This window comes from Paucibacter sp. M5-1, assembly GCF_027498415.2.
GTDB lineage: Bacteria > Pseudomonadota > Gammaproteobacteria > Burkholderiales > Burkholderiaceae_C > Roseateles_E.
The window spans coordinates 3,220,901-3,237,817 of the sequence record NZ_JAPZLM020000001.1 but is presented as its reverse complement, the minus strand read 5'-3'; the positions used below and the strand labels follow the sequence as shown (position 1 = coordinate 3,237,817).

The 16,917-nt window shown below is 67.6% G+C and carries 16 protein-coding genes; 5 read left to right on the top strand and 11 right to left on the bottom strand.

The features are described 5' to 3' along the window. Window positions 1–12: 12 nt before the first annotated feature. The 3 genes from O5M90_RS15120 to O5M90_RS15110 all read right to left on the bottom strand — a co-directional run bounded on the left by O5M90_RS15120 (window position 13) and on the right by O5M90_RS15110 (window position 2,960). Window positions 13–285: a hypothetical protein gene (locus tag O5M90_RS15120; protein ID WP_269839389.1), complete on the bottom strand. Its 273-nt coding sequence runs from the start codon at window positions 283–285 to the stop codon at window positions 13–15. Window positions 286–295: 10 nt separating this feature from the next. Next, window positions 296–1,837 carry a DUF4331 domain-containing protein gene (locus tag O5M90_RS15115; protein WP_269839388.1) on the bottom strand — a complete coding sequence of 514 codons (1,542 nt, stop codon included), beginning with the start codon at window positions 1,835–1,837 and terminating at the stop codon, window positions 296–298. Between the two features lie 97 nt (window positions 1,838–1,934). Then, entirely contained in the window at window positions 1,935–2,960 is a 1,026-nt protein-coding gene (locus O5M90_RS15110) for a septal ring lytic transglycosylase RlpA family protein (protein ID WP_269839387.1), read from the bottom strand. A 121-nt stretch (window positions 2,961–3,081) separates the two neighbouring features. Between O5M90_RS15110 and O5M90_RS15105 the strand changes: the two genes are divergently transcribed. From O5M90_RS15105 to O5M90_RS15090, 4 genes are all read left to right on the top strand, one after another. Further along, entirely contained in the window at window positions 3,082–3,780 is a 699-nt protein-coding gene (locus O5M90_RS15105; protein ID WP_137945450.1) for a fumarylacetoacetate hydrolase family protein, read from the top strand. A 3-nt stretch (window positions 3,781–3,783) separates the two neighbouring features. After that, the gene (nadC, locus tag O5M90_RS15100; protein ID WP_269839386.1) at window positions 3,784–4,650 is read left to right on the top strand and encodes a carboxylating nicotinate-nucleotide diphosphorylase; all 867 of its coding nucleotides are present in this window, start codon (window positions 3,784–3,786) and stop codon (window positions 4,648–4,650) included. 101 nt (window positions 4,651–4,751) lie between these two features. Next, window positions 4,752–6,608: an ATP-binding protein gene (locus tag O5M90_RS15095; RefSeq protein ID WP_137945448.1), complete on the top strand. Its 1,857-nt coding sequence runs from the start codon at window positions 4,752–4,754 to the stop codon at window positions 6,606–6,608. Window positions 6,609–6,639: 31 nt separating this feature from the next. Next, window positions 6,640–6,861 (top strand): SlyX family protein, encoded by a 222-nt coding sequence (locus O5M90_RS15090; RefSeq protein WP_137945447.1) that lies wholly within the window; start codon window positions 6,640–6,642, stop codon window positions 6,859–6,861. Here O5M90_RS15090 and O5M90_RS15085 read toward each other — a convergent pair. From O5M90_RS15085 to O5M90_RS15075, 3 genes are read right to left on the bottom strand one after another with little or no spacing between them, the layout of a single operon-like run. Then, window positions 6,855–7,655 (bottom strand): transglutaminase family protein, encoded by an 801-nt coding sequence (locus tag O5M90_RS15085; protein WP_269839385.1) that lies wholly within the window; start codon window positions 7,653–7,655, stop codon window positions 6,855–6,857. The genes O5M90_RS15090 and O5M90_RS15085 overlap by 7 nt on opposite strands. Then, complete coding sequence (locus O5M90_RS15080; RefSeq protein WP_137945445.1) at window positions 7,655–8,623, bottom strand: alpha-E domain-containing protein; 969 nt, start codon at window positions 8,621–8,623, stop codon at window positions 7,655–7,657. The genes O5M90_RS15085 and O5M90_RS15080 overlap by 1 nt, the downstream gene beginning before the upstream one ends. Before the next feature lie 2 nt (window positions 8,624–8,625). After that, window positions 8,626–10,131, bottom strand: coding sequence for a circularly permuted type 2 ATP-grasp protein (locus O5M90_RS15075; RefSeq protein ID WP_269839384.1), 1,506 nt, complete (start codon window positions 10,129–10,131; stop codon window positions 8,626–8,628). Window positions 10,132–10,328: 197 nt separating this feature from the next. Between O5M90_RS15075 and O5M90_RS15070 the strand changes: the two genes are divergently transcribed. After that, window positions 10,329–12,413, top strand: a complete 2,085-nt coding sequence (locus O5M90_RS15070) for a diguanylate cyclase domain-containing protein (protein ID WP_269839383.1) — start codon at window positions 10,329–10,331, stop codon at window positions 12,411–12,413. Between the two features lie 259 nt (window positions 12,414–12,672). Here O5M90_RS15070 and O5M90_RS15065 read toward each other — a convergent pair whose 3' ends face one another. The 5 genes from O5M90_RS15065 to O5M90_RS15045 form a co-directional block, all read right to left on the bottom strand. Beyond that, window positions 12,673–13,122: a pilin gene (locus O5M90_RS15065; protein WP_332909467.1), complete on the bottom strand. Its 450-nt coding sequence runs from the start codon at window positions 13,120–13,122 to the stop codon at window positions 12,673–12,675. 225 nt (window positions 13,123–13,347) lie between these two features. Continuing rightward, window positions 13,348–14,121: an MBL fold metallo-hydrolase gene (locus O5M90_RS15060; protein WP_269839382.1), complete on the bottom strand. Its 774-nt coding sequence runs from the start codon at window positions 14,119–14,121 to the stop codon at window positions 13,348–13,350. A gap of 187 nt (window positions 14,122–14,308) precedes the next feature. Further along, complete coding sequence (locus O5M90_RS15055; protein ID WP_137945441.1) at window positions 14,309–14,971, bottom strand: FHA domain-containing protein; 663 nt, start codon at window positions 14,969–14,971, stop codon at window positions 14,309–14,311. A gap of 72 nt (window positions 14,972–15,043) precedes the next feature. Continuing rightward, complete coding sequence (locus O5M90_RS15050; protein ID WP_137945440.1) at window positions 15,044–15,832, bottom strand: Stp1/IreP family PP2C-type Ser/Thr phosphatase; 789 nt, start codon at window positions 15,830–15,832, stop codon at window positions 15,044–15,046. A 26-nt stretch (window positions 15,833–15,858) separates the two neighbouring features. Beyond that, window positions 15,859–16,914, bottom strand: a complete 1,056-nt coding sequence (locus O5M90_RS15045; RefSeq protein WP_269839381.1) for a serine/threonine-protein kinase — start codon at window positions 16,912–16,914, stop codon at window positions 15,859–15,861. Between the last annotated feature and the right edge of the window lie 3 nt (window positions 16,915–16,917).

The window sequence follows — 16,917 nt, the reverse complement described above, 5'->3', positions numbered from 1 at the left end:
CCTGCCCCCGGCTCAGCCGAGCGAGACCGGCTCGTCGGTCTCGCTGCTGGGCGGCACCGACACATTGTCGGCACCCAGCGGCTCGGCGCTGTCACTGGCGGTCTGGCTCTGCTCGATGGCGAACTGCGTGAAGCTGGCCGACGAGGCCAGCGCGCTGTCCGGCACCTGGGCCGGGCCGACCGGCGGCGGCACGACGACCACGTCCTCATGATCGCTGCCACCGCAGGCGCTCAGCAACGCGCCGGCCAGCAAGCCGAGCAGAATCGTCTTGTTGAAGGTTCTCATGGCCTGCTCCTTACTTGGTGCCGCCGACCGGCGTGAACAGATAGGGGAAGCCGGCCAGCAGCGGTGCCGTGGCCTGGTCGACCGCGTCGTGCAGCTTCAGCGCGGTGGCGCCCAGCGGCACATTCGAGGGCTTGCAGTCGGCACCGAAGCCCAGCGCATTGGTATCGCCATTGGCCATGCACAGGCCGCCCATCACCGCGATCAGCGAGACATCGACCACATCGTCCTTGGGGCGGCGGCCGTTCGGGAAGCCGGCCAGATCGTTGCCGCCGGCCAGGATGTTGCCGACCACGCCGAGCCGGTTCTGCTGCGCAAACGGCACCGGCGCGATCGCGGTATTGAGCCGCAGCATCTCCGAGGCCACCACATTGGCGGGCTGGTTGACGCCCTTGATGCCGGTCAGAAAGGTCGTGACCAGATCGGTGCGCGGCAGGTTCTTCGGCGCGGTGCCGGGCAGGGCCAGCGCGATCTCCAGCAGGGCCGGCAGGCTGGGGTTCGTCACATAGGTGGCGAACTGGCCATCGTCCTTGGGTTTGGCACTGTTGAAACGGTCCTTGTCGGGCAGGCCGATGACCACCTCGTTGACCAGGGGCATGCCCAGGCGCGACACCTGCACCCAGGCGCCACCGGCCTTTTCTGTGCTCTGGTGGCCGGGTTTCGGGCTCGGGTCGAGCACGCGGGCCTGGCGCAGGCTGGCCGTGGTCCAGCCGCCGATCACGGTCTCGGTGCCGGCGGTCAGGCAGCTCTTGTGCAGCTCCAGCGCCAGGGTCGTGACGTTCTTGTCGTCGATGGTGTTCTTGACCGCGCCGATCAGCGTCGGGTCGGTGATCACGCCGACCGGCGCATTGACCAGGTCGAAGATGGTGCCGAGATTGACCGCGAACGGGTCCTTGCGCTGGCCGACAAAGACCTTGCCCGGCATCGCGCAGCCGGGGATGTTGATGCTGTGCACATGCTTGCCGGCATAGGCAGCGTAGTCCGGAATGGTCTTGACGCCGATGTTGTCGACCGGCTTGTCGAAACTGGTGCCGCCGCCGCTGGCATTGCTGACGGCCTGGCGGCTGCCGCTGCGGCGGTCGCCGCGCACGATGTCTATCGTGTAGCTCTCGTTCAGATTGAGGGTGGCGGCGCGCGGCTCGCTGACCGCACCGGCTTGTATCAGCGGGATCGCGACATTCTTGTCACCGATCGGCAAGGTCACGCTGTTGAGCTTGTTCTTGAAGCGGAACTGGAAGCTGAGGTCTTCCTTGGCGTCGCCGTTGTTGTCGATATGGATCTCGTAGAGCGCGTTCGGATCGAGCGAGAAGTAGTTCGGGCCGCCGTAGGCATCCTGCAGCGGCAGGTAGTTGGCGATCACGGTCACATAGTCGCTGCGGCCGGCCTCGTAGCTGGCGAACATATAGAAGTCGCTGGCATCGACCTTGGGCACGGTCGTGATGAAAGGGGCTTCGCGGTGGCTGGAGGCTTGGGCGCCGCCGGCCAACAACAGGCCGACGGCCAGCGCGATCAAGGTGGCGCGCGGGCGCACCTGGGATGAGGCTTTGCATTGCATGAGGCGTCTCCGGATGGCGGTTGGCCCAATGCCAACCTGCTGTCCTTACGCCCCGCATCCCCGATCGGATGCAGCCGCTATCCAATTTCCTAGGGGGTCAGCGCCGCTCCACCACCACCGGCTGCAGCGCCAGCGCCTGGCGCACCCGCTCGGCCGCCTGGCGCGCGTCCTCGCGCGTCGGGTAGGGGCCGGCCTGCAGGCGGTGCAGCGCGCGGTCCTTGAAGACGGCCAGCAACGGGGCCATCCAGTCGGCCTCCTTCAGCAGCTGCTGCCGAAAGGACTCGGCCCCGGCCAGCTGCGAGAACGCGCCGAGCTGCACCCAGAAGCCCGGTGCGGCTACCGTGCGTATCTGCGGCAGCGGGGCCTCGTCGGCCAGCAGCGCGGCGGGGTCGGTGGTGGGCACGGCGGTGGCAGCGGGCATGGCGGCCGGCGGCACCGCTGCGACGCTGGCCGTGGTGCTCAGCGCCGGCGCGCCGCTGGCTTCGCTGGCCACATAGACGGGCGGCGGCTCGACCGGCGCGGCCGGCTCGCTGCCGCGCATCCAGGCGCCGGTGCGGATGTCCTCATAGGTCAGCCGCTCCAGCTCGACCGCACCGACCCCGCGCAGCAGGTCCAGCTTCAGCGCGGCGGTGTAGCTGAGGTCGATGATGCGGCCGCGATGGAAGGGGCCGCGGTCGTTGACCCTGACGATGATCTCGCGGCCGTTCTTCGGATTGCGCACCCGCGCATAGCTGGGGATGGGCATGGTCGGATGCGCGGCCGTCATCGCATACATGTTGTAGATCTCGCCGCTGGCGGTCGGCCGGCCATGGAACTTGCGGCCATACCAGGAGGCCAGGCCACGCTCGATCAAGGGCTCGTCGCCCGCCATCGGCTCGTAGCGCTGGCCCAGCACCTCGTAGGGCTTGTTGGGCCCGCCCTTGCGGATGTTTTCCAGCTTGGGCGCCGCATCGGGCACCTTGTGCAGATCGGGCGGGATCACCGCATCGGGGCCATCGCGGGCCGGCCAGCCGCCGGCCGGCGGCGTCGGTCGCGGGGCCGGCGCGGTACTGGGGGCGGGCGCGCGGCTGGCGCAGCCGACCAGCAGGGCCAGCAGCACGAGGGCGGGCAGGGACTTGGACATCAGCATTGGGCGCGATGGTAGCCGGGATGCGCACGGGCGCTGCCCGACTACGCAAAGCCCGCAACCCGGCTCCCCGTCGACTTGGCTATGCTGCGCCATCCACAGCATCGTCCCGCCCATCATGACCGACTATGTTTTCGCTCCCGAGGCCCAGCCCAGTGTCGCCGTGCGCGGCAGCCGCCAGCGCTACGCCGTCGCCCGCATCTTCTGCGTCGGCCGCAATTACGCCGCCCATGCCCGCGAGATGGGCAGCGATCCGGATCGCGAGCCGCCGTTCTATTTCAGCAAGCCGGCCAATGCGCTGGTGCCGTCCGGCGCCAGCATCGCCTATCCGCCCGGCACCAGCAATTTCCATTACGAGATGGAACTGGTGATCGCGATCGGCGCGCCGGTCTTCAAGGTGGCGCCCGAGGCCGCCGAAGCGGCCATCTGGGGCTATGCCGCCGGCCTGGACATGACGCGCCGCGATCTGCAGAACGCCGCCAAGGCCAACGGCCGGCCCTGGGACATCGGCAAGGGCTTCGAGAACTCGGCCGTGATCACCGAGCTGGTGCCGGCCAGCGAGATCGGCCACCCGAAGGCCGGCGCGATCACGCTGGCGGTCAACGGTGTCGAGAAGCAGCGCGGCGATCTGTCGGACATGATCTGGAGCGTGCCCGAGATCGTCGCCAATCTGTCGCAGTACTACCACCTGGGCCCGGGCGATCTGATCTACACCGGCACGCCCGAGGGCGTCGGCGCGGTCAAGCCCGGCGATGTGATCACCGGCGTGATCGAGGGCCTGGATAATCTGAGCCTCACGATCAAAGACCCCGACTGAGCGATGTTCGATCACAACGAGAGCCTGGACCAAGCCCGCGAGCGCAATATCCGCGAGGCGCTGATGGAAGACATCGGGGTCTGCGACTGGACCGCCCGGCTGGTGCCGGCCGGTCGCCGCGTCAAGGCCCAGCTGCGGGTGCGCGAGGCCGCCGTGCTGTGCGGGCGCCCCTGGTTCGACGGGGTGTTCGCCGCGCTCGATGCGACGGCCCGCATCGAGTGGCTGTATGAGGAAGGTGCGCGCATGAGCGCCGACACCGTGGTCTGCGAGATCGAGGCCGACGGCCGGGCCCTGCTGTCGGCCGAGCGGCCGGCGATGAACTTTCTGCAACTGCTGTCCGGCACGGCGACCCTGACCCGTGCCCATGTCGACGCGATCGCCGGCGCCAGCACCAATCCACGCGGCTGCGCCGTGCTGGACACGCGCAAGACCCTGCCGGGCCTGCGCCTGGCGCAGAAGTATGCGGTGCGCATCGGCGGCGGCGCGAACCAGCGCCTGGCCCTTTATGCCGGCATTCTGATCAAGGAAAACCATATCGCGGCGGCCGGCGGTGTCGCAGCGGCGCTGCGTGCGGCCCAGGCGCTGAACGCGGGCGTGGACATCCAGATCGAGGTCGAGAGCATCGCCGAGCTGCAGCAGGCGCTGGACGCCGGTGCGCTCAGCGTGCTGCTGGACAATTTCAGCGAGACGATGATGCGCGAGGCGGTGGCCGTGACGGCCGGCCGGGCGCTGCTGGAAGTCTCGGGCGGGGTCGAGCTTGACCAGCTGCGCTGGATCGCTGCCACCGGCGTCGACCGCATCTCGATCGGTCGGCTGACCAAGGATGTGAAGGCGGTCGACTACTCGATGCGGGTGCTGGGACCGGTCTGAGCTGGCCAGATGTAAACGTCGGCAACAGTACGACAGACTAGGGATTGCCCGGGTATTCTGCGAAGCCCGCCATTTGGCGATGCGTTGGCAGCGAGGGCTTTGTGGACAGCAAGACAGCAGCAGTGCTCGACCGTGACACCGGCTTTACGCTGGATGCGGGCCTGCTCGCCCAGCGCAAGGCGGCGCGGGCGCGTCGGCTGTATACCCAGCAGATTCCGGCACTGAGATTGCTGGGTTTCGCGATCCTCAGCGTGATCGCGCTGCTCAATATGCCCGGCGGCGGACTGGCCCGGCCCGAGCTGATGGTGCTGATGGCCTTCAATATGGGCTATGCGCTGCTGGGCTGGCTGGCGCTGCGCCTGGGCTGGGGGCGCAGCGGGCGGGTCGATCTGAGCCTGGTCTTCTTCAATCTCGATGTGCTGGCCTGGCTGCCGACGCTCTATCTGCTGGAGCAGGGGCAGCTGTTCTTTGCCTACTTCATGCTGGTGCGGGTGGTCGACCAGATCGGCTTCGGCTTCAGGCGCGCCTTCTATTTCGTCCATGTGATCACGCTGGCCTATCTGGCCTACGGGCTGGGCATCGCCGCGCTGGACCCGGCCCGGGCCCTGTGGAACGAGCGCCTGGGCATTGCCGCCTCGATGTATCTGCTGGGCGTCTATCTGGCCGCCACCGGCCTGGTGATGGAGCGGCTGCGCCGGCGTGCCCGCGAGGCGGTGCGCACCGCCCATCTGCTGGTCGAGCAGCTGGAGCAGAAAGCCCATGCGCTGGAGCTGCAGACCATAGAGCTGGACGCGGCGCGGCGCCAGGCCGAGCAGGCCAACCAGGCCAAGTCGCAGTTTCTGGCGGCCACCAGCCACGAGATCCGCACGCCGATGAACGGCATCCTCGGCGCGGCCGAGCTGCTGATGGGCACGACCCTGACCCCGATCCAGCAGCGCTATGTGCAGACCGCCCACCATTCGGCCACCGCCTTGCTGGGCCTGATCGACGATGTGCTGGACCTGTCGCGCATCGAGGCCGGCAAGCTGGAGCTGCGGCCGGTGGTGCTGGACCTGCGCGCCCTGGTGGGCGAGGCGCTGGAGCTGGTGATGGCGACGACGCGCGACAAGCCGGTCACGCTGAGCGCCCATGCCTCGGTCAAGCTGCCGCCCCGGGTGCTGGCCGACGCGACACGCCTGCGCCAGCTGCTGGTGAATCTGCTGCACAACGCGGTCAAGTTCACCGACCGGGGCAGCGTGCGCCTGGAGGTGCTGGTGCTGGAGGCGCAGCCGCTGCGCGTGCGCTTCTCGGTGCGCGATACCGGCATCGGCATCCCGGCCTCGCAGCTGGAGACCATCTTCGACACCTTCACCCAGGTCGACAGCTCCAGCACCCGGCGCCACGGCGGCGGCGGCCTGGGGCTGGCCATCGTCAAGGAGCTGACCGAGCTGATGGGCGGCCAGGTCAATGTCGACAGCGATGTGGGCCAGGGCTCGCACTTCTGGATCGACCTGCCGCTGCAGGTCGCCGGCGAGGAGGCCGTCACGGTGGCCGCGCCGCTGGAGAGCGCCCATGAGGCGGTGACGGTCAATGTGCTGGTGGCCGAGGATGACCCGGTCAACCAGATGGTGGTCGAGGGCATGCTGAAGATGCTGGGCTGCCAGGTCGATGTGGTCAACGACGGCCAGGCCGCCCAGGCGGTGGCGCGCAAGGGGCAGTACGACATCATCTTTATGGACTGCCATATGCCGCAGATGGACGGCTACGAGGCCACCCAGCGCATCCGCGCCACCGAGCAGGACGGCAGCCGGCGCACCCCCATCGTCGCGCTGACCGCCGATGCGCTGGCCAGCGACCGCGAGCGCTGCCTGCAGGCCGGCATGAACGACTTCATGACCAAGCCGGTCAACCGCGCGCAGCTGGCAGCGATGATCAAGCGCTGGACCGGGCTGGCCACCCTGCCGACCACGCAGTGGTGAGCGAGGGGCCGGCTTGAGGTCCAATATCGCCATGGACAAAGCCCAAGACACCGAGCAACGCCTCACCGATCTGGAGATCAAGGCCAGCTTCACCGAAGACCTGGTCGACCACCTGAACCAGACCGTGATCCGCCAGCAGCAGCAGATCGATGCGCTGCTGCACGAGCTGGCCGCGCTGCGCGAGCGCGCCACGGCGCCGGCCGAGAGCGTGGGCTTTCGCAGCCTGCGCGACGAGCTGCCGCCGCACTACTGAGCCGGCGGCGTCAGCGTCACCTGCACCTGGGCCTGCATCGCCTCCCCGCCGCCGCCCAGGCGCATGCCGCGCACCGGGCAGGCGTCCAGATAGTCGGCGCCGATGGCCAGCTTTACATAGCGACCGTCGGCCAGGCATTGGTTGCTGACGTCGAAGCCCAGCCAGCCCTCGGTCAGCCGCGCCTCGGCCCAGGCATGGCTGGCCACATGGTGGTCGTCGGTGGCCAGATAGCCGGACACATAGCGCACCGGCACGCCCAGCAGGCGCGCGCAGGTGGCAAACACCTGGGCATGGTCCTGGCAGACGCCCAGCCGGCGCTCGAAAGCCTCGGCCGCCGGCGTGGCGGCATCGGTGAAGCCGGGGGTGTAGGGCATCTGCACACCCAGCGCCTGCATCAGCGCCAGCAGGCCGTCGCGGGTGTCGGCGGCGACGCCGCCGGCATGGGCCTGGGCGAAGGCGCGCAGCGCCGCATCGGCGCGGGTCAGGGCCGAGTCGCGCAGGAACAGCTCGGGCGGGAAGGCATCCTGCGGGTCGGGCCGGGGCGGGCCGTCAACGGTGTCGACCAGGCCCTCGGCGCGCAGCCGGATCTCGCTGTGCGGCCGGTCCATGCTCAGCACATGCATCACATTGCCATAGGCGTCCTTGCCCCGGCTGGCCCGGCCCGGCAGGCTGAGCACCCAGCGCAGCACGCGCTGGCCGGCGCCGTCGGTGGGTGTCAGGCGCAGGTACTGGGTGCTGCGCTTGACGGGGTGGTCGTAGCGGTAGACCGTCTCATGGCTGATCGCGAGGCGCATCAGTTGGCTTCCAGATAGGCTTCGCGGATCGCGTTGGCGAGCTGGGCCGATTCTTCGAGGAACTGGGTCAGCCAGCGGTGCACACCGGCGTCCAGGATCTCGTCGACCGCGCCGTACTCCAGCCGCAGCGCCAGCTGGCCGGCCAGGCGCTTGACCTCGCGGCCGGCATCCTGCGCGCCCGGTTTCGCCTCGATATGCGGCAGGATCGCGACGATCTCGTCGCAGCAGGCCCGCAGCGAGCGCGGGATATCGGGCCGCAGTATCAGCAGCTCGGTGACGCGGCGGCCGTCCAGGCTTTCGCGATAGACCGCGTGATAGGCCTCGAAGGCCGACAGCGAGCGCAGCAGCGCGCTCCAGGCATAGAAGTCGGGCGCGCTCTCGACCGGCACGTCCACCGGCACTAGGCTCTCGACCGCCGGCTCGATCAGCTGCGACTTCACATCGAGCAGGCGGGCGGTGTTGTCGGCCCGCTCGATGAAGGTGCCCAGGCGGATGAAGTTGTAGGCATCGTTGCGCTGCAGGGTGCCGTAGGTGGCGCCGCGGAACAGGTGCGAGCGCTCCTTGACCCAGTCGAAAAAGCTCGAGACGCTGGGGATGCCGCGCTTGGGGAAGCTGCGCGCCTCCAGCCAGGTGCTGTTGATGGCCTCCCACATCTCGGCGGTGATCTGGCCGCGCACCGCATGGGCGTTTTCGCGCGCGCCCTTCAGGCAGCTCAGCACCGAGGCCGGGTTGCTCAGGTCCAGCGCCATGAAGTTGAACAGATGCTCGGGGTCCAGCGAGGACTGGCTTTGTGTGAAGGACTCCAGCGTGCCGGTGACGGCCAGCGGCGCGGCCAGCTCGGTCATCGCGCCACGGCTTTGCGGCAGCAGGGACAGCGAGTGCGTCACATCGAGCATGCGCACCAGGTTCTCGGCGCGCTCCAGATAGCGGCTCATCCAGAAGAGTTGGGAGGCGGTACGTGACAACATGATCAGGACTCCCGCCGGGCCGCCCCAAGGGAGGCCTGCGCCCCCTCGGGGGGCAGTGAACGAAGTGAACCTGGGGGCTCCACACCTTCCAGGATCCAGGTGTCTTTGGTGCCGCCGCCTTGCGAGGAGTTGACGACCAGGGAACCCTGCTTCAGGGCGACACGCGTCAGCCCGCCGGCGACCATGCTGATCTCGCGGCCGCTCAGCACAAAAGGCCGCAGATCGATATGGCGCGGTGCGATCCCGGCCTCGACAAAGGTCGGGCAGCTCGACAGGCACAGGGTCGGCTGGGCGATGTAGTTGCTCGGGTTGGCCTTGACCCGCGCGCGGAAGTCGTCGACCTCGGCGGCCGTCGAGGCCGGGCCCACCAGCATGCCGTAGCCGCCGGCACCGTGCACTTCCTTGACCACCAGCTCGGCCATGTGCTTGAGCACATGGTCCAGATCGGCCGGCTTGCGGCATTGCCAGGTCGGCACGTTGTGCAGGATGGGTTCCTCCTTCAGATAGAAGCGGATCATGTCGGGCACATAGGGGTAGATGGACTTGTCGTCGGCCACGCCGGTGCCTATCGCATTGGCCAGGATCAGATGACCCTGCTTGTAGACCGACAGCAGACCCGGCACGCCCAGCATCGAGTCGGCACGGAAGGCCAGCGGGTCGAGGAAGGCGTCATCGATGCGGCGGTAGATCACGTCGACCCGTTTCGGGCCCACGGTGGTGCGCATATAGAGGTAGTCGTCCTTCACGAACAAGTCCTGACCCTCGACCAGTTCCACCCCCATCTGCTGGGCCAGGAAGGCATGCTCGAAATAGGCGCTGTTGAAGGGGCCGGGGGTCAGCACGACCACATTCGGGTTCTCGACCTCGGCCGCATGCCGCAAGGTGTCGAGCAGCAGGGTCGGGTAATGCGCGACCGGGGCCACCGGATAGCGGGAGAACAGCTCGGGGAACAGCCGCATCATCATCTTGCGGTTTTCCAGCATATAGCTGACGCCCGAGGGCACGCGCAGATTGTCTTCCAGCACGTAGTAGCCGCCGTCCGAGTGGCGTATCAGGTCGACCCCGGTGATGTGGGCGTAGATGCCGTGCGGCAGGTCCAGGCCCTGCATCGCCGGCTGGTACTGGGCATTGGCGAAGACCTGCTCGGCCGGGATCAGGCCGGCCTTGATGATCTCGTGATCGTGGTAGATGTCCCACAGAAAGCGGTTCAGCGCGGTGACGCGCTGGCGCAGTCCGGCCTCCAGCATCTGCCATTCGCTGGCCGGCACGATGCGCGGCACGGTGTCGAAAGGGATCAGGCGCTCGGCGCCGGCCTCGTCGCCGTAGACGGCGAAGGTGATGCCCACCTTGTGGAACAGCAGGTCGGCCTCGGCCCGCTTCTTGGCCAGGGCTTCGGGCGTCTGGGCTTGCAGCCACTGGTCGAAGGCCTGGTAATGGGGGCGTATGGCCCCGTCGGCGAGCAGCATCTCGTCATAGTGGCCCGGGGCGGGAAGGGTGAGCGCATGCATGTTGAGAAAGACTCCGTCGGCTTGAATCGCGATAGACGCAAGGGCTGTGCCCAGGCCTGCTTTGCTTGCCTGCAGTGCAGCTTGCCCGAGTTTGGTGCGTTCGGCCAGCGGCTGATGAATCGGCCATGTGCTGGCTTGGTGCGCGATGCCCGTCGCCCGACTTGCGGTGCATCGACGACCGGGCTACAAAGCGGCCCATGACTGTCGCGACGCAAGACCTGACCCGCCCCCGCAAGGACCGCCTCTCGCTGGGCAGCTGGCTGACCGCGGCCGTGCTGACGGCGGTGCTGCTGGCGGTGCTGAGCTGCGCCTGGCTGATCGAGAATTTCGCACGCGCCCATGCCGAGCGGCGCGCGACCGAGTCGCTGCGCCAGATCGCGCTGGACTTCCGTGATGCACTGGACCGCGGCATGGCCCAGCAGTTCCAGGAGGTCAAGGTGCTGTCGCAGCTGGAGCTGTTTCAGCGCCACGACGATGTGCCGGCGATGCGCCGCGCGCTGGAGCAGATCCGGCTGGGCTTTGGTCACTTCGCCTGGCTGGGCGTGACCGATGCCGAGGGCCAGGTGCTGGCCGCCGGCGGCGGCCTGCTCGAAGGGGTCAATGTCGCTAAGCGGCCCTGGTGGCAGGGCGGCAAGGCCGGCCCCTTCGTCGGCGATGTGCATGCGGCGGTGCTGCTGGAGAAGCTGCTGCCCAAGCAGAGCGAGCCCTGGCGCTTTGTCGACTTTGCGCTGCCGCTGCGCGATGAGCGCGGCCGCTATCTGGGCGTGTTCGGCGTGCATCTGAGCTGGGCCTGGGCGCGCCAGATCAAGAACGAACTGATCGACGCGGCGATGGAGTCGCATGCGGCCGAGGCCCTGGTGATCGGGCAGGACGGCACGGTGCTGCTGGGCCCCCCGGCTTTGGAAGGACGCAAGCTGGCGCTCGATATGGGCACGATAGGCACGGCCCGGCGCTACAGCGATGCCGGCATCGACTATTTCGCGGTGACGGCCGCGACGCGCGGCCAGGGCAGCTACCCGGGCCTGGGCTGGACCATCCTGATGCGCACGCCGACCAGCGTCGCGCTGGCCGACTACCAGAGGCTGCGCGGCCAGATCGTGATGGTGGCGCTGGCGCTGGTGGCCCTGTCCGTGCCGCTGGCCTGGCTGCTGGCGCGCCGCCTGTCGGCGCCGCTGGAGCGCCTGGCCGCCGTGATCTCGGCCCGGCGCCATCTGGGCGATGAGCCGCTGCCGCGGGTGGGGGGCTATCGCGAGGTGGCCCTGCTGTCAGGCGCGCTGGCCGATCTGTCGGCCCGCCAGGCCCGGCAGGACGCAACGCTGGCCGAGCTCAACACCTCGCTGGAGCAGCGCGTCGAGCAGCGCACCGCCGAGCTGCAGCAGGCGCTGCGCCAGCTGCAGGCGGGCGAGCGGCGGCTGCGCACCATTGCCGACAACCTGCCGGTGCTGATCTCCTATATCGACCGCGAGCAGCGCCTGCAGTTCCTGAACGCGACCTTCAAGCCCTGGATGGACATCGACCCGGCTCGCGCCCTGGGCCAGCGTCTGCCCGAGCTGATCGGCCCCGAGGCCTATGAGCCGCGTCGCCAGGCCCTGCAGCAGGCCCTGGACGGCGAGCGGGCCAGCTTCGAGACCGAGGCCGAGGCGGGCGGCGTCAAGCGCCTGCTGCGCGCCGACTACATCCCCGATCTGCTGGAGGACGGCTCTGTGGCCGGCGTCTACACGCTAGCCACCGACATCACGGCGGCCAAGCTGGTCGAGCAGCATCTGGACCGGCTGTCGCGCGTCGACGAACTGACCGGCCTGCCGAACCGGCGCCAGTTCGACGAGCGACTGGACGAGGCGCTGGCCCGCAGCCGCCGCAACTCCCAGGGCATGGCCCTGATCTTCCTGGACATCGACAAGTTCAAGCAGATCAATGACGGACTCGGCCACGCGGCCGGTGATCAGGTGCTGAAGGAGTTTGCCCGGCGCCTGAGCCGCTGCGTTCGCGGCACCGATATGGTGGCGCGGCTGGGCGGCGACGAGTTCGTGCTGATCCTGGAGGGCCTGCACCAGCCCGACGAGGCCGAACTGGTGGCCGGCAAGATCCTGCATGCGATGCAGGCACCGGTGCAGCTGCCCACCGGCCCGCTGCAGCTGGCGACCAGCATGGGGATTGCGGCGTATGACGGTGGGTCCGGCGACCCACCTGTGGCGGCAGAGCTGCTGGCCAGCGCGGATGAGGCGCTGTATCGGGCGAAGGGGGCGGGGAGGGGGTGTTTCAGGTGGGCGGGGCGGAGCTAGCTATTGCGAAATAGCGCCGCTATTTGGACGCATTTCGGTTCCTCGCGGACGGCAACAAGGTTGATCGCGAAAACAGGTCCCTGTCTTATGGCGCGACGAGCGACAGAAGTCCATTGCGCATGGCTCCTGCTCGACTCACTCAGGAACAAGAAAACAAAGAAAGCGCCCGAAGGCGCTTTCTTTGGAGAGGGTTTCAGTTCAGACAGCAGTAAAAGCTGGCTGTATCTTGCCCTATGGTCACGTATGGAGTCGGAGGCCCTTACACGTTGCCCTTGATCAGATAATTCTTCACTGCATCGGTGGTGACGTTGGTAGCATTTACCGTCCAGACGATATTCGAATTGGTATCGTTGGCTGCAAAGTTCGGGCTGACGGTGAACGTCACGGCGCCGGCGGCACCGATACCGGCGGCCAACGTTGCGGTGATAACGCCATCCGCGACGGTTGCTTCAGTAATTTCCTTGCTGGGGGTATAGGCCGGAATGCCGGGTTGACCGGTGTCGCAATTGGTCAGTGCGCCTTGCTCTTGCGCACACAAACCGATCGCCGTCTTCAGGGAGTTCAAGCTCCCCAGCGCAGCGGCAGCCTTGGACTTGGCGGTGTAGTCCTTGTACTGCGGAATCGCCACAGCAGCCAAGATACCAATAATCGCCACGACGATCATCAGTTCGATCAGGGTGAAACCTTGTTGGACGCGCTTCATGCTCATGATGGGGACTCCTGGGAAGAAAAGAAATGCATTGAGGGGTAGAGACACTCCCCCTGAATGCAGGGGCCGTGCCAGGCTTTTGATCGCCTTTGCCGTGACGGATCTCACGGAATTCTGGGGGCTTGCGGGCTTGAAGCGACCATTTTGGTCACCCGGGGCCGCGCGTTTTGTCCTGGCTTCGGGGATCTGACCATTTTTGTCAGTCGGCCCGGCGGCCGGCGCGGTTCAGAGGCTCAGGATGTCGCCGGCCTTCAGCGCGCTGATCCTGTGCGGGCTGCTCAGGGCACCGATCTCGCTCATCACCGCGTCGATCTCGCCGGGTTTGATATGGGTGATGTGGACCGCGACGCTGCCGCCCAACTGGGCCAGTTCGCGGCCTAGCGCGGTGGGGCAGAGATGGCGGCTGATGCGGGCGAGTTGGCGCTCGTCGTCACCAAAAGCGGTTTCAATCACCAGATGGGCGACCTTGATCTCGGACAGGCGTTGCCACAGGGCCGGGTTGGGACCGGTATCCCCGGTGTAGACCCAGTAGCCGGCAGGTGAGTCGACCGCAAAGCCGACCGCCGGGACCGTGTGTTCGGCATTCAGCACCTCGATCTCGCGGCCGCCCAGGTTCAGGCGCTGGCCGATCTCGAAGGGCTGCAGGCTCAGCACCGGGTGCTCGGCGCTGGGCAGGCGGGTGAAGTCGGGCCAGATCACGCCGTTGAAGATGTGCTGGCGCAGCGCGTCCAGCGTCGCTGCCAGCGCGTGGACCTGGATAGGCGGGCGGCCGGCCTGGGCGCGCAGGCGCAGCACGGTGTCGGCCAGCAGTCCGATGGCCAGGATGTGGTCCAGGTGCGAGTGGCTGACCAGAATGTGGTCGATGCGGGCCAGGGCGTCCAGGCCGAGGTCACCGACACCGGTGCCGGCATCGATCAGGATGTCGTCGTCGAGCAGGAAGGCGCTGGTCTTGTAGCCCGCTGCAATGGCGCCGGAGCAGCCCAGGACATGTATGTTCATGCGTCGGAGTCGGAGATGGCGCACGAGATTGTGGGCGCCGTCTCAATTTACGCGCCCCGGGCAGCCCTGCCTAGCTGCGTAGTTCGCGTTTCTCAGCCGATCAGGGGACGGCCGTGGCGATGTCGGGCGGTGGCGTGATTTGCTGCACGGCGGGCCCGGCCTAGGCTGCCGGTTTCAGCCGTCGGGTTCAGAGGCCGGCTTGGACGAACTGCATCTGGGTGCCAGCCAGCTCGATCACATCGCCGCTCTTCAGCGCGACCGATTCACCGACCAGGGGGATGCCGTTGACGCTGGGGCGGGCGCCGCCCTCCACATGGGCGAACACATAGCCGCTGGGGCGCTTGGTGATGGAGGCGACCTGCACGCCGGGCTTGCCGACCGTGGTGACCACCTTGGTCAGGCTGACCTCGCGGCCGGCGGCCGCGCCGGTCAGCACCTTGATGGTGGCCGGCAGCGCGGTGCTGGCGGGCGAACCCAGGGCGCCGAAGGACGAGGGCAGACCGAAACCGCTGGGCACGGCGGAGCCGGGCTTCAGGATCATGGTCTTCTCGTAGTCCACGCTGTCTTCCAGCAGGAACTTGATCTTGTATTTGCCGATCTCGACGACGTCGCTGTTGCTGAGCAACTGCTTCTTGATCGCCTTGCCGTTGATATAGGTGCCGTTGGTGGAGTTCAGGTCTTCGATGAAGACATCGGCGCCCACCATCTGCAGCACAGCATGCTCACCGCTGACCGCCAGGTTGTCGATCACGATGTCGTTGTAAGGCCGCCGCCCCAGGGTGGTCTTGTCCTTGGTGATCTGCACCTCCTTGATCACCACCCCATCGAGCGAAACCACCAGCTTGCCCATGCTTGACCTCAAGTCCTGTTGTCTGTTTTGCGTGCCGGCCGGCCGCTCCAAGCCGCCGATTCGGACCCGACCTTATTTACGACCGAAGGGCCACCATGTCCGGCCGGTCGCCCGGGCGGGACCCTCGGCGCGGGCCAACACAATCGCAATATTATCCTTGCCGCCCATGTCATTGGCCGCATCAATCAAGGCTTGAGCCGCTTCCGACAGCGAAGGGTGGCTTAAGAGCAACTGAGCCAGGGCGTCGTCGTCCAGCATATCGGAGAGTCCATCCGAGCACAGCAGGAACAGATCGCCCGGCTGAACCTCGTGCTGATGCAGCTCCAGCATCACCGTGTCCTCGACGCCAACCGCGCGGGTCACCAGATTGCGGTTGTTGGAATAAGCGGCTTCTTCGGGGGTCAGCAGGCCGGCATCGAGCTGCTCTTGCAGCAGCGAATGGTCGCGGGTCAGCTGACTCAGCTGGCCGTTGCGCAAACGGTAGGCGCGCGAATCGCCGACATGGCCCAGCAGCAGGCCCTCGTCGCGGAACACGGCCAGCACCAGGGTCGTGCCCATGCCGGCATAGCGCGGATTGGTGTTGGCCGCGTTGAAGATGGCGCGGTTGGCGTTGTCGACACAGATGTCCATCGCCCGCTTCACGTCGGCAGCGGTGGCCTTGTTGCTGGTTTCCTTCAGCCAGCGGCCCAGCTCGGCCGTGATGAAGGAGGTCAGCATCTGGCTGGCGACCTCGCCGGCGTTGTAACCCCCCATGCCGTCGGCCAGCACGGCCAGGCTCACGGCCGGGTCCAGCGCCACCGAGTCTTCGTTGTTGTCGCGGGCGCGGCCGACATCGGTAGCGCTGAAGATCTCCACGGTCATGGGCGGGCTGGGCTGTGTCGCTTGGGTCAGGGATTTTGCCCCGGTTCCTGGGGGTTCAGACGCAATGTTTGCGCGAACGGGTCGGCGGCCGTGAAATCCTCGCGGCCCGGCGGGCCTGCCAGATCGGCCGCCGGCAGCTGGGCCAGCACCGTCTCCAGGTCCTGGGCGAACAGCTCGCCGCTACGGTAACGCAGCTCGGGGCGCTTCTCCAGCGCCAGCGCCAGCACCAGCGCCAGCGCTTCTGGCAGCTCGGGCCGGTGGTGGCGCACATCCGGCGGCGCCTGGTTGGCGATCTGGTACATCAGCTGGGCCATCGAGTCCGACTGATGCGGCAGCTGGCCGGTCAGCAGCTGGTAGAGCAGCGCGCCCAGCGAATAGAGGTCGCTGCGCCCGTCGACCTGCAGCCCGGCGAGCTGCTCGGGCGACATGAAGGAGGGGGTGCCCAGCACCAGGCCGGTGCGGGTGCGGCTGCCGTCGGCAATGCGGGCAATGCCGAAATCCATGATCTTCAGCGTGCCGCTGCTGCGGTCCAGCATCACATTGGAGGGCTTGATGTCGCGGTGCACCACGCCCTGGCTGTGTGCGAAGGCCAGCGCGCGGGCCAGCCGTATGGCCAGCGCCAGCACCTCGCGCACCGGCAGCAGCGCACCCGCACGGGTGAAATGGCTCAGATCCTGGCCCTGCACATACTCCATCGCAATCCAGGCGTCCTGGCCGGTCGGGCCGGCGTCGAGCACCTGCAGGATGTCAGGGTGGGCCAGATGGCCAGCCGCGCGGGCCTCGCGCATGAAGCGCTGGCGCACATCGATCAGGTCCTCGGCCGCGAACTCCCGCTGCAGCGCCAGCCGCTTGATGGCCACCTGGCGGCCGCTGGCCCGCTCGGTGGCCAGATGCACGACGGCCATCGCACCGCGGCCCAGCTCGGGGCCGATCTCATAGCTGTCGAGGCTGGCGCCGCTGTCGGTCTGGAAATGCTGGGGCTGGGTGCTGGGCAGCGTGCTGGGCCCGCTGACGCTGTCACCCGGGCTGCCCGGCTTGGCCTTGCGGCCCAGCACACGTTTCCAGAAGCCGGGCGCTGCCATCGT

What these genes read in the sequence shown, in the direction of transcription:
- O5M90_RS15105 (WP_137945450.1), top strand. Translation starts at nt 3,082, where the DNA reads ATGACCGACTATGTTTTCGCTCCCGAGGCCCAGCCCAGTGTCGCCGTG.
- O5M90_RS15085 (WP_269839385.1), bottom strand. Translation starts at nt 7,655, where the DNA reads ATGCGCCTCGCGATCAGCCATGAGACGGTCTACCGCTACGACCACCCC.
- O5M90_RS15090 (WP_137945447.1), top strand. Translation starts at nt 6,640, where the DNA reads ATGGACAAAGCCCAAGACACCGAGCAACGCCTCACCGATCTGGAGATC.
- O5M90_RS15065 (WP_332909467.1), bottom strand. Translation starts at nt 13,122, where the DNA reads ATGAGCATGAAGCGCGTCCAACAAGGTTTCACCCTGATCGAACTGATG.
- O5M90_RS15120 (WP_269839389.1), bottom strand. Translation starts at nt 285, where the DNA reads ATGAGAACCTTCAACAAGACGATTCTGCTCGGCTTGCTGGCCGGCGCG.
- O5M90_RS15045 (WP_269839381.1), bottom strand. Translation starts at nt 16,914, where the DNA reads ATGGCAGCGCCCGGCTTCTGGAAACGTGTGCTGGGCCGCAAGGCCAAG.
- O5M90_RS15115 (WP_269839388.1), bottom strand. Translation starts at nt 1,837, where the DNA reads ATGCAATGCAAAGCCTCATCCCAGGTGCGCCCGCGCGCCACCTTGATC.
- O5M90_RS15055 (WP_137945441.1), bottom strand. Translation starts at nt 14,971, where the DNA reads ATGGGCAAGCTGGTGGTTTCGCTCGATGGGGTGGTGATCAAGGAGGTG.
- O5M90_RS15080 (WP_137945445.1), bottom strand. Translation starts at nt 8,623, where the DNA reads ATGTTGTCACGTACCGCCTCCCAACTCTTCTGGATGAGCCGCTATCTG.
- O5M90_RS15070 (WP_269839383.1), top strand. Translation starts at nt 10,329, where the DNA reads ATGACTGTCGCGACGCAAGACCTGACCCGCCCCCGCAAGGACCGCCTC.
- O5M90_RS15050 (WP_137945440.1), bottom strand. Translation starts at nt 15,832, where the DNA reads ATGACCGTGGAGATCTTCAGCGCTACCGATGTCGGCCGCGCCCGCGAC.
- O5M90_RS15110 (WP_269839387.1), bottom strand. Translation starts at nt 2,960, where the DNA reads ATGTCCAAGTCCCTGCCCGCCCTCGTGCTGCTGGCCCTGCTGGTCGGC.
- O5M90_RS15060 (WP_269839382.1), bottom strand. Translation starts at nt 14,121, where the DNA reads ATGAACATACATGTCCTGGGCTGCTCCGGCGCCATTGCAGCGGGCTAC.
- O5M90_RS15075 (WP_269839384.1), bottom strand. Translation starts at nt 10,131, where the DNA reads ATGCATGCGCTCACCCTTCCCGCCCCGGGCCACTATGACGAGATGCTG.
- nadC (WP_269839386.1), top strand. Translation starts at nt 3,784, where the DNA reads ATGTTCGATCACAACGAGAGCCTGGACCAAGCCCGCGAGCGCAATATC.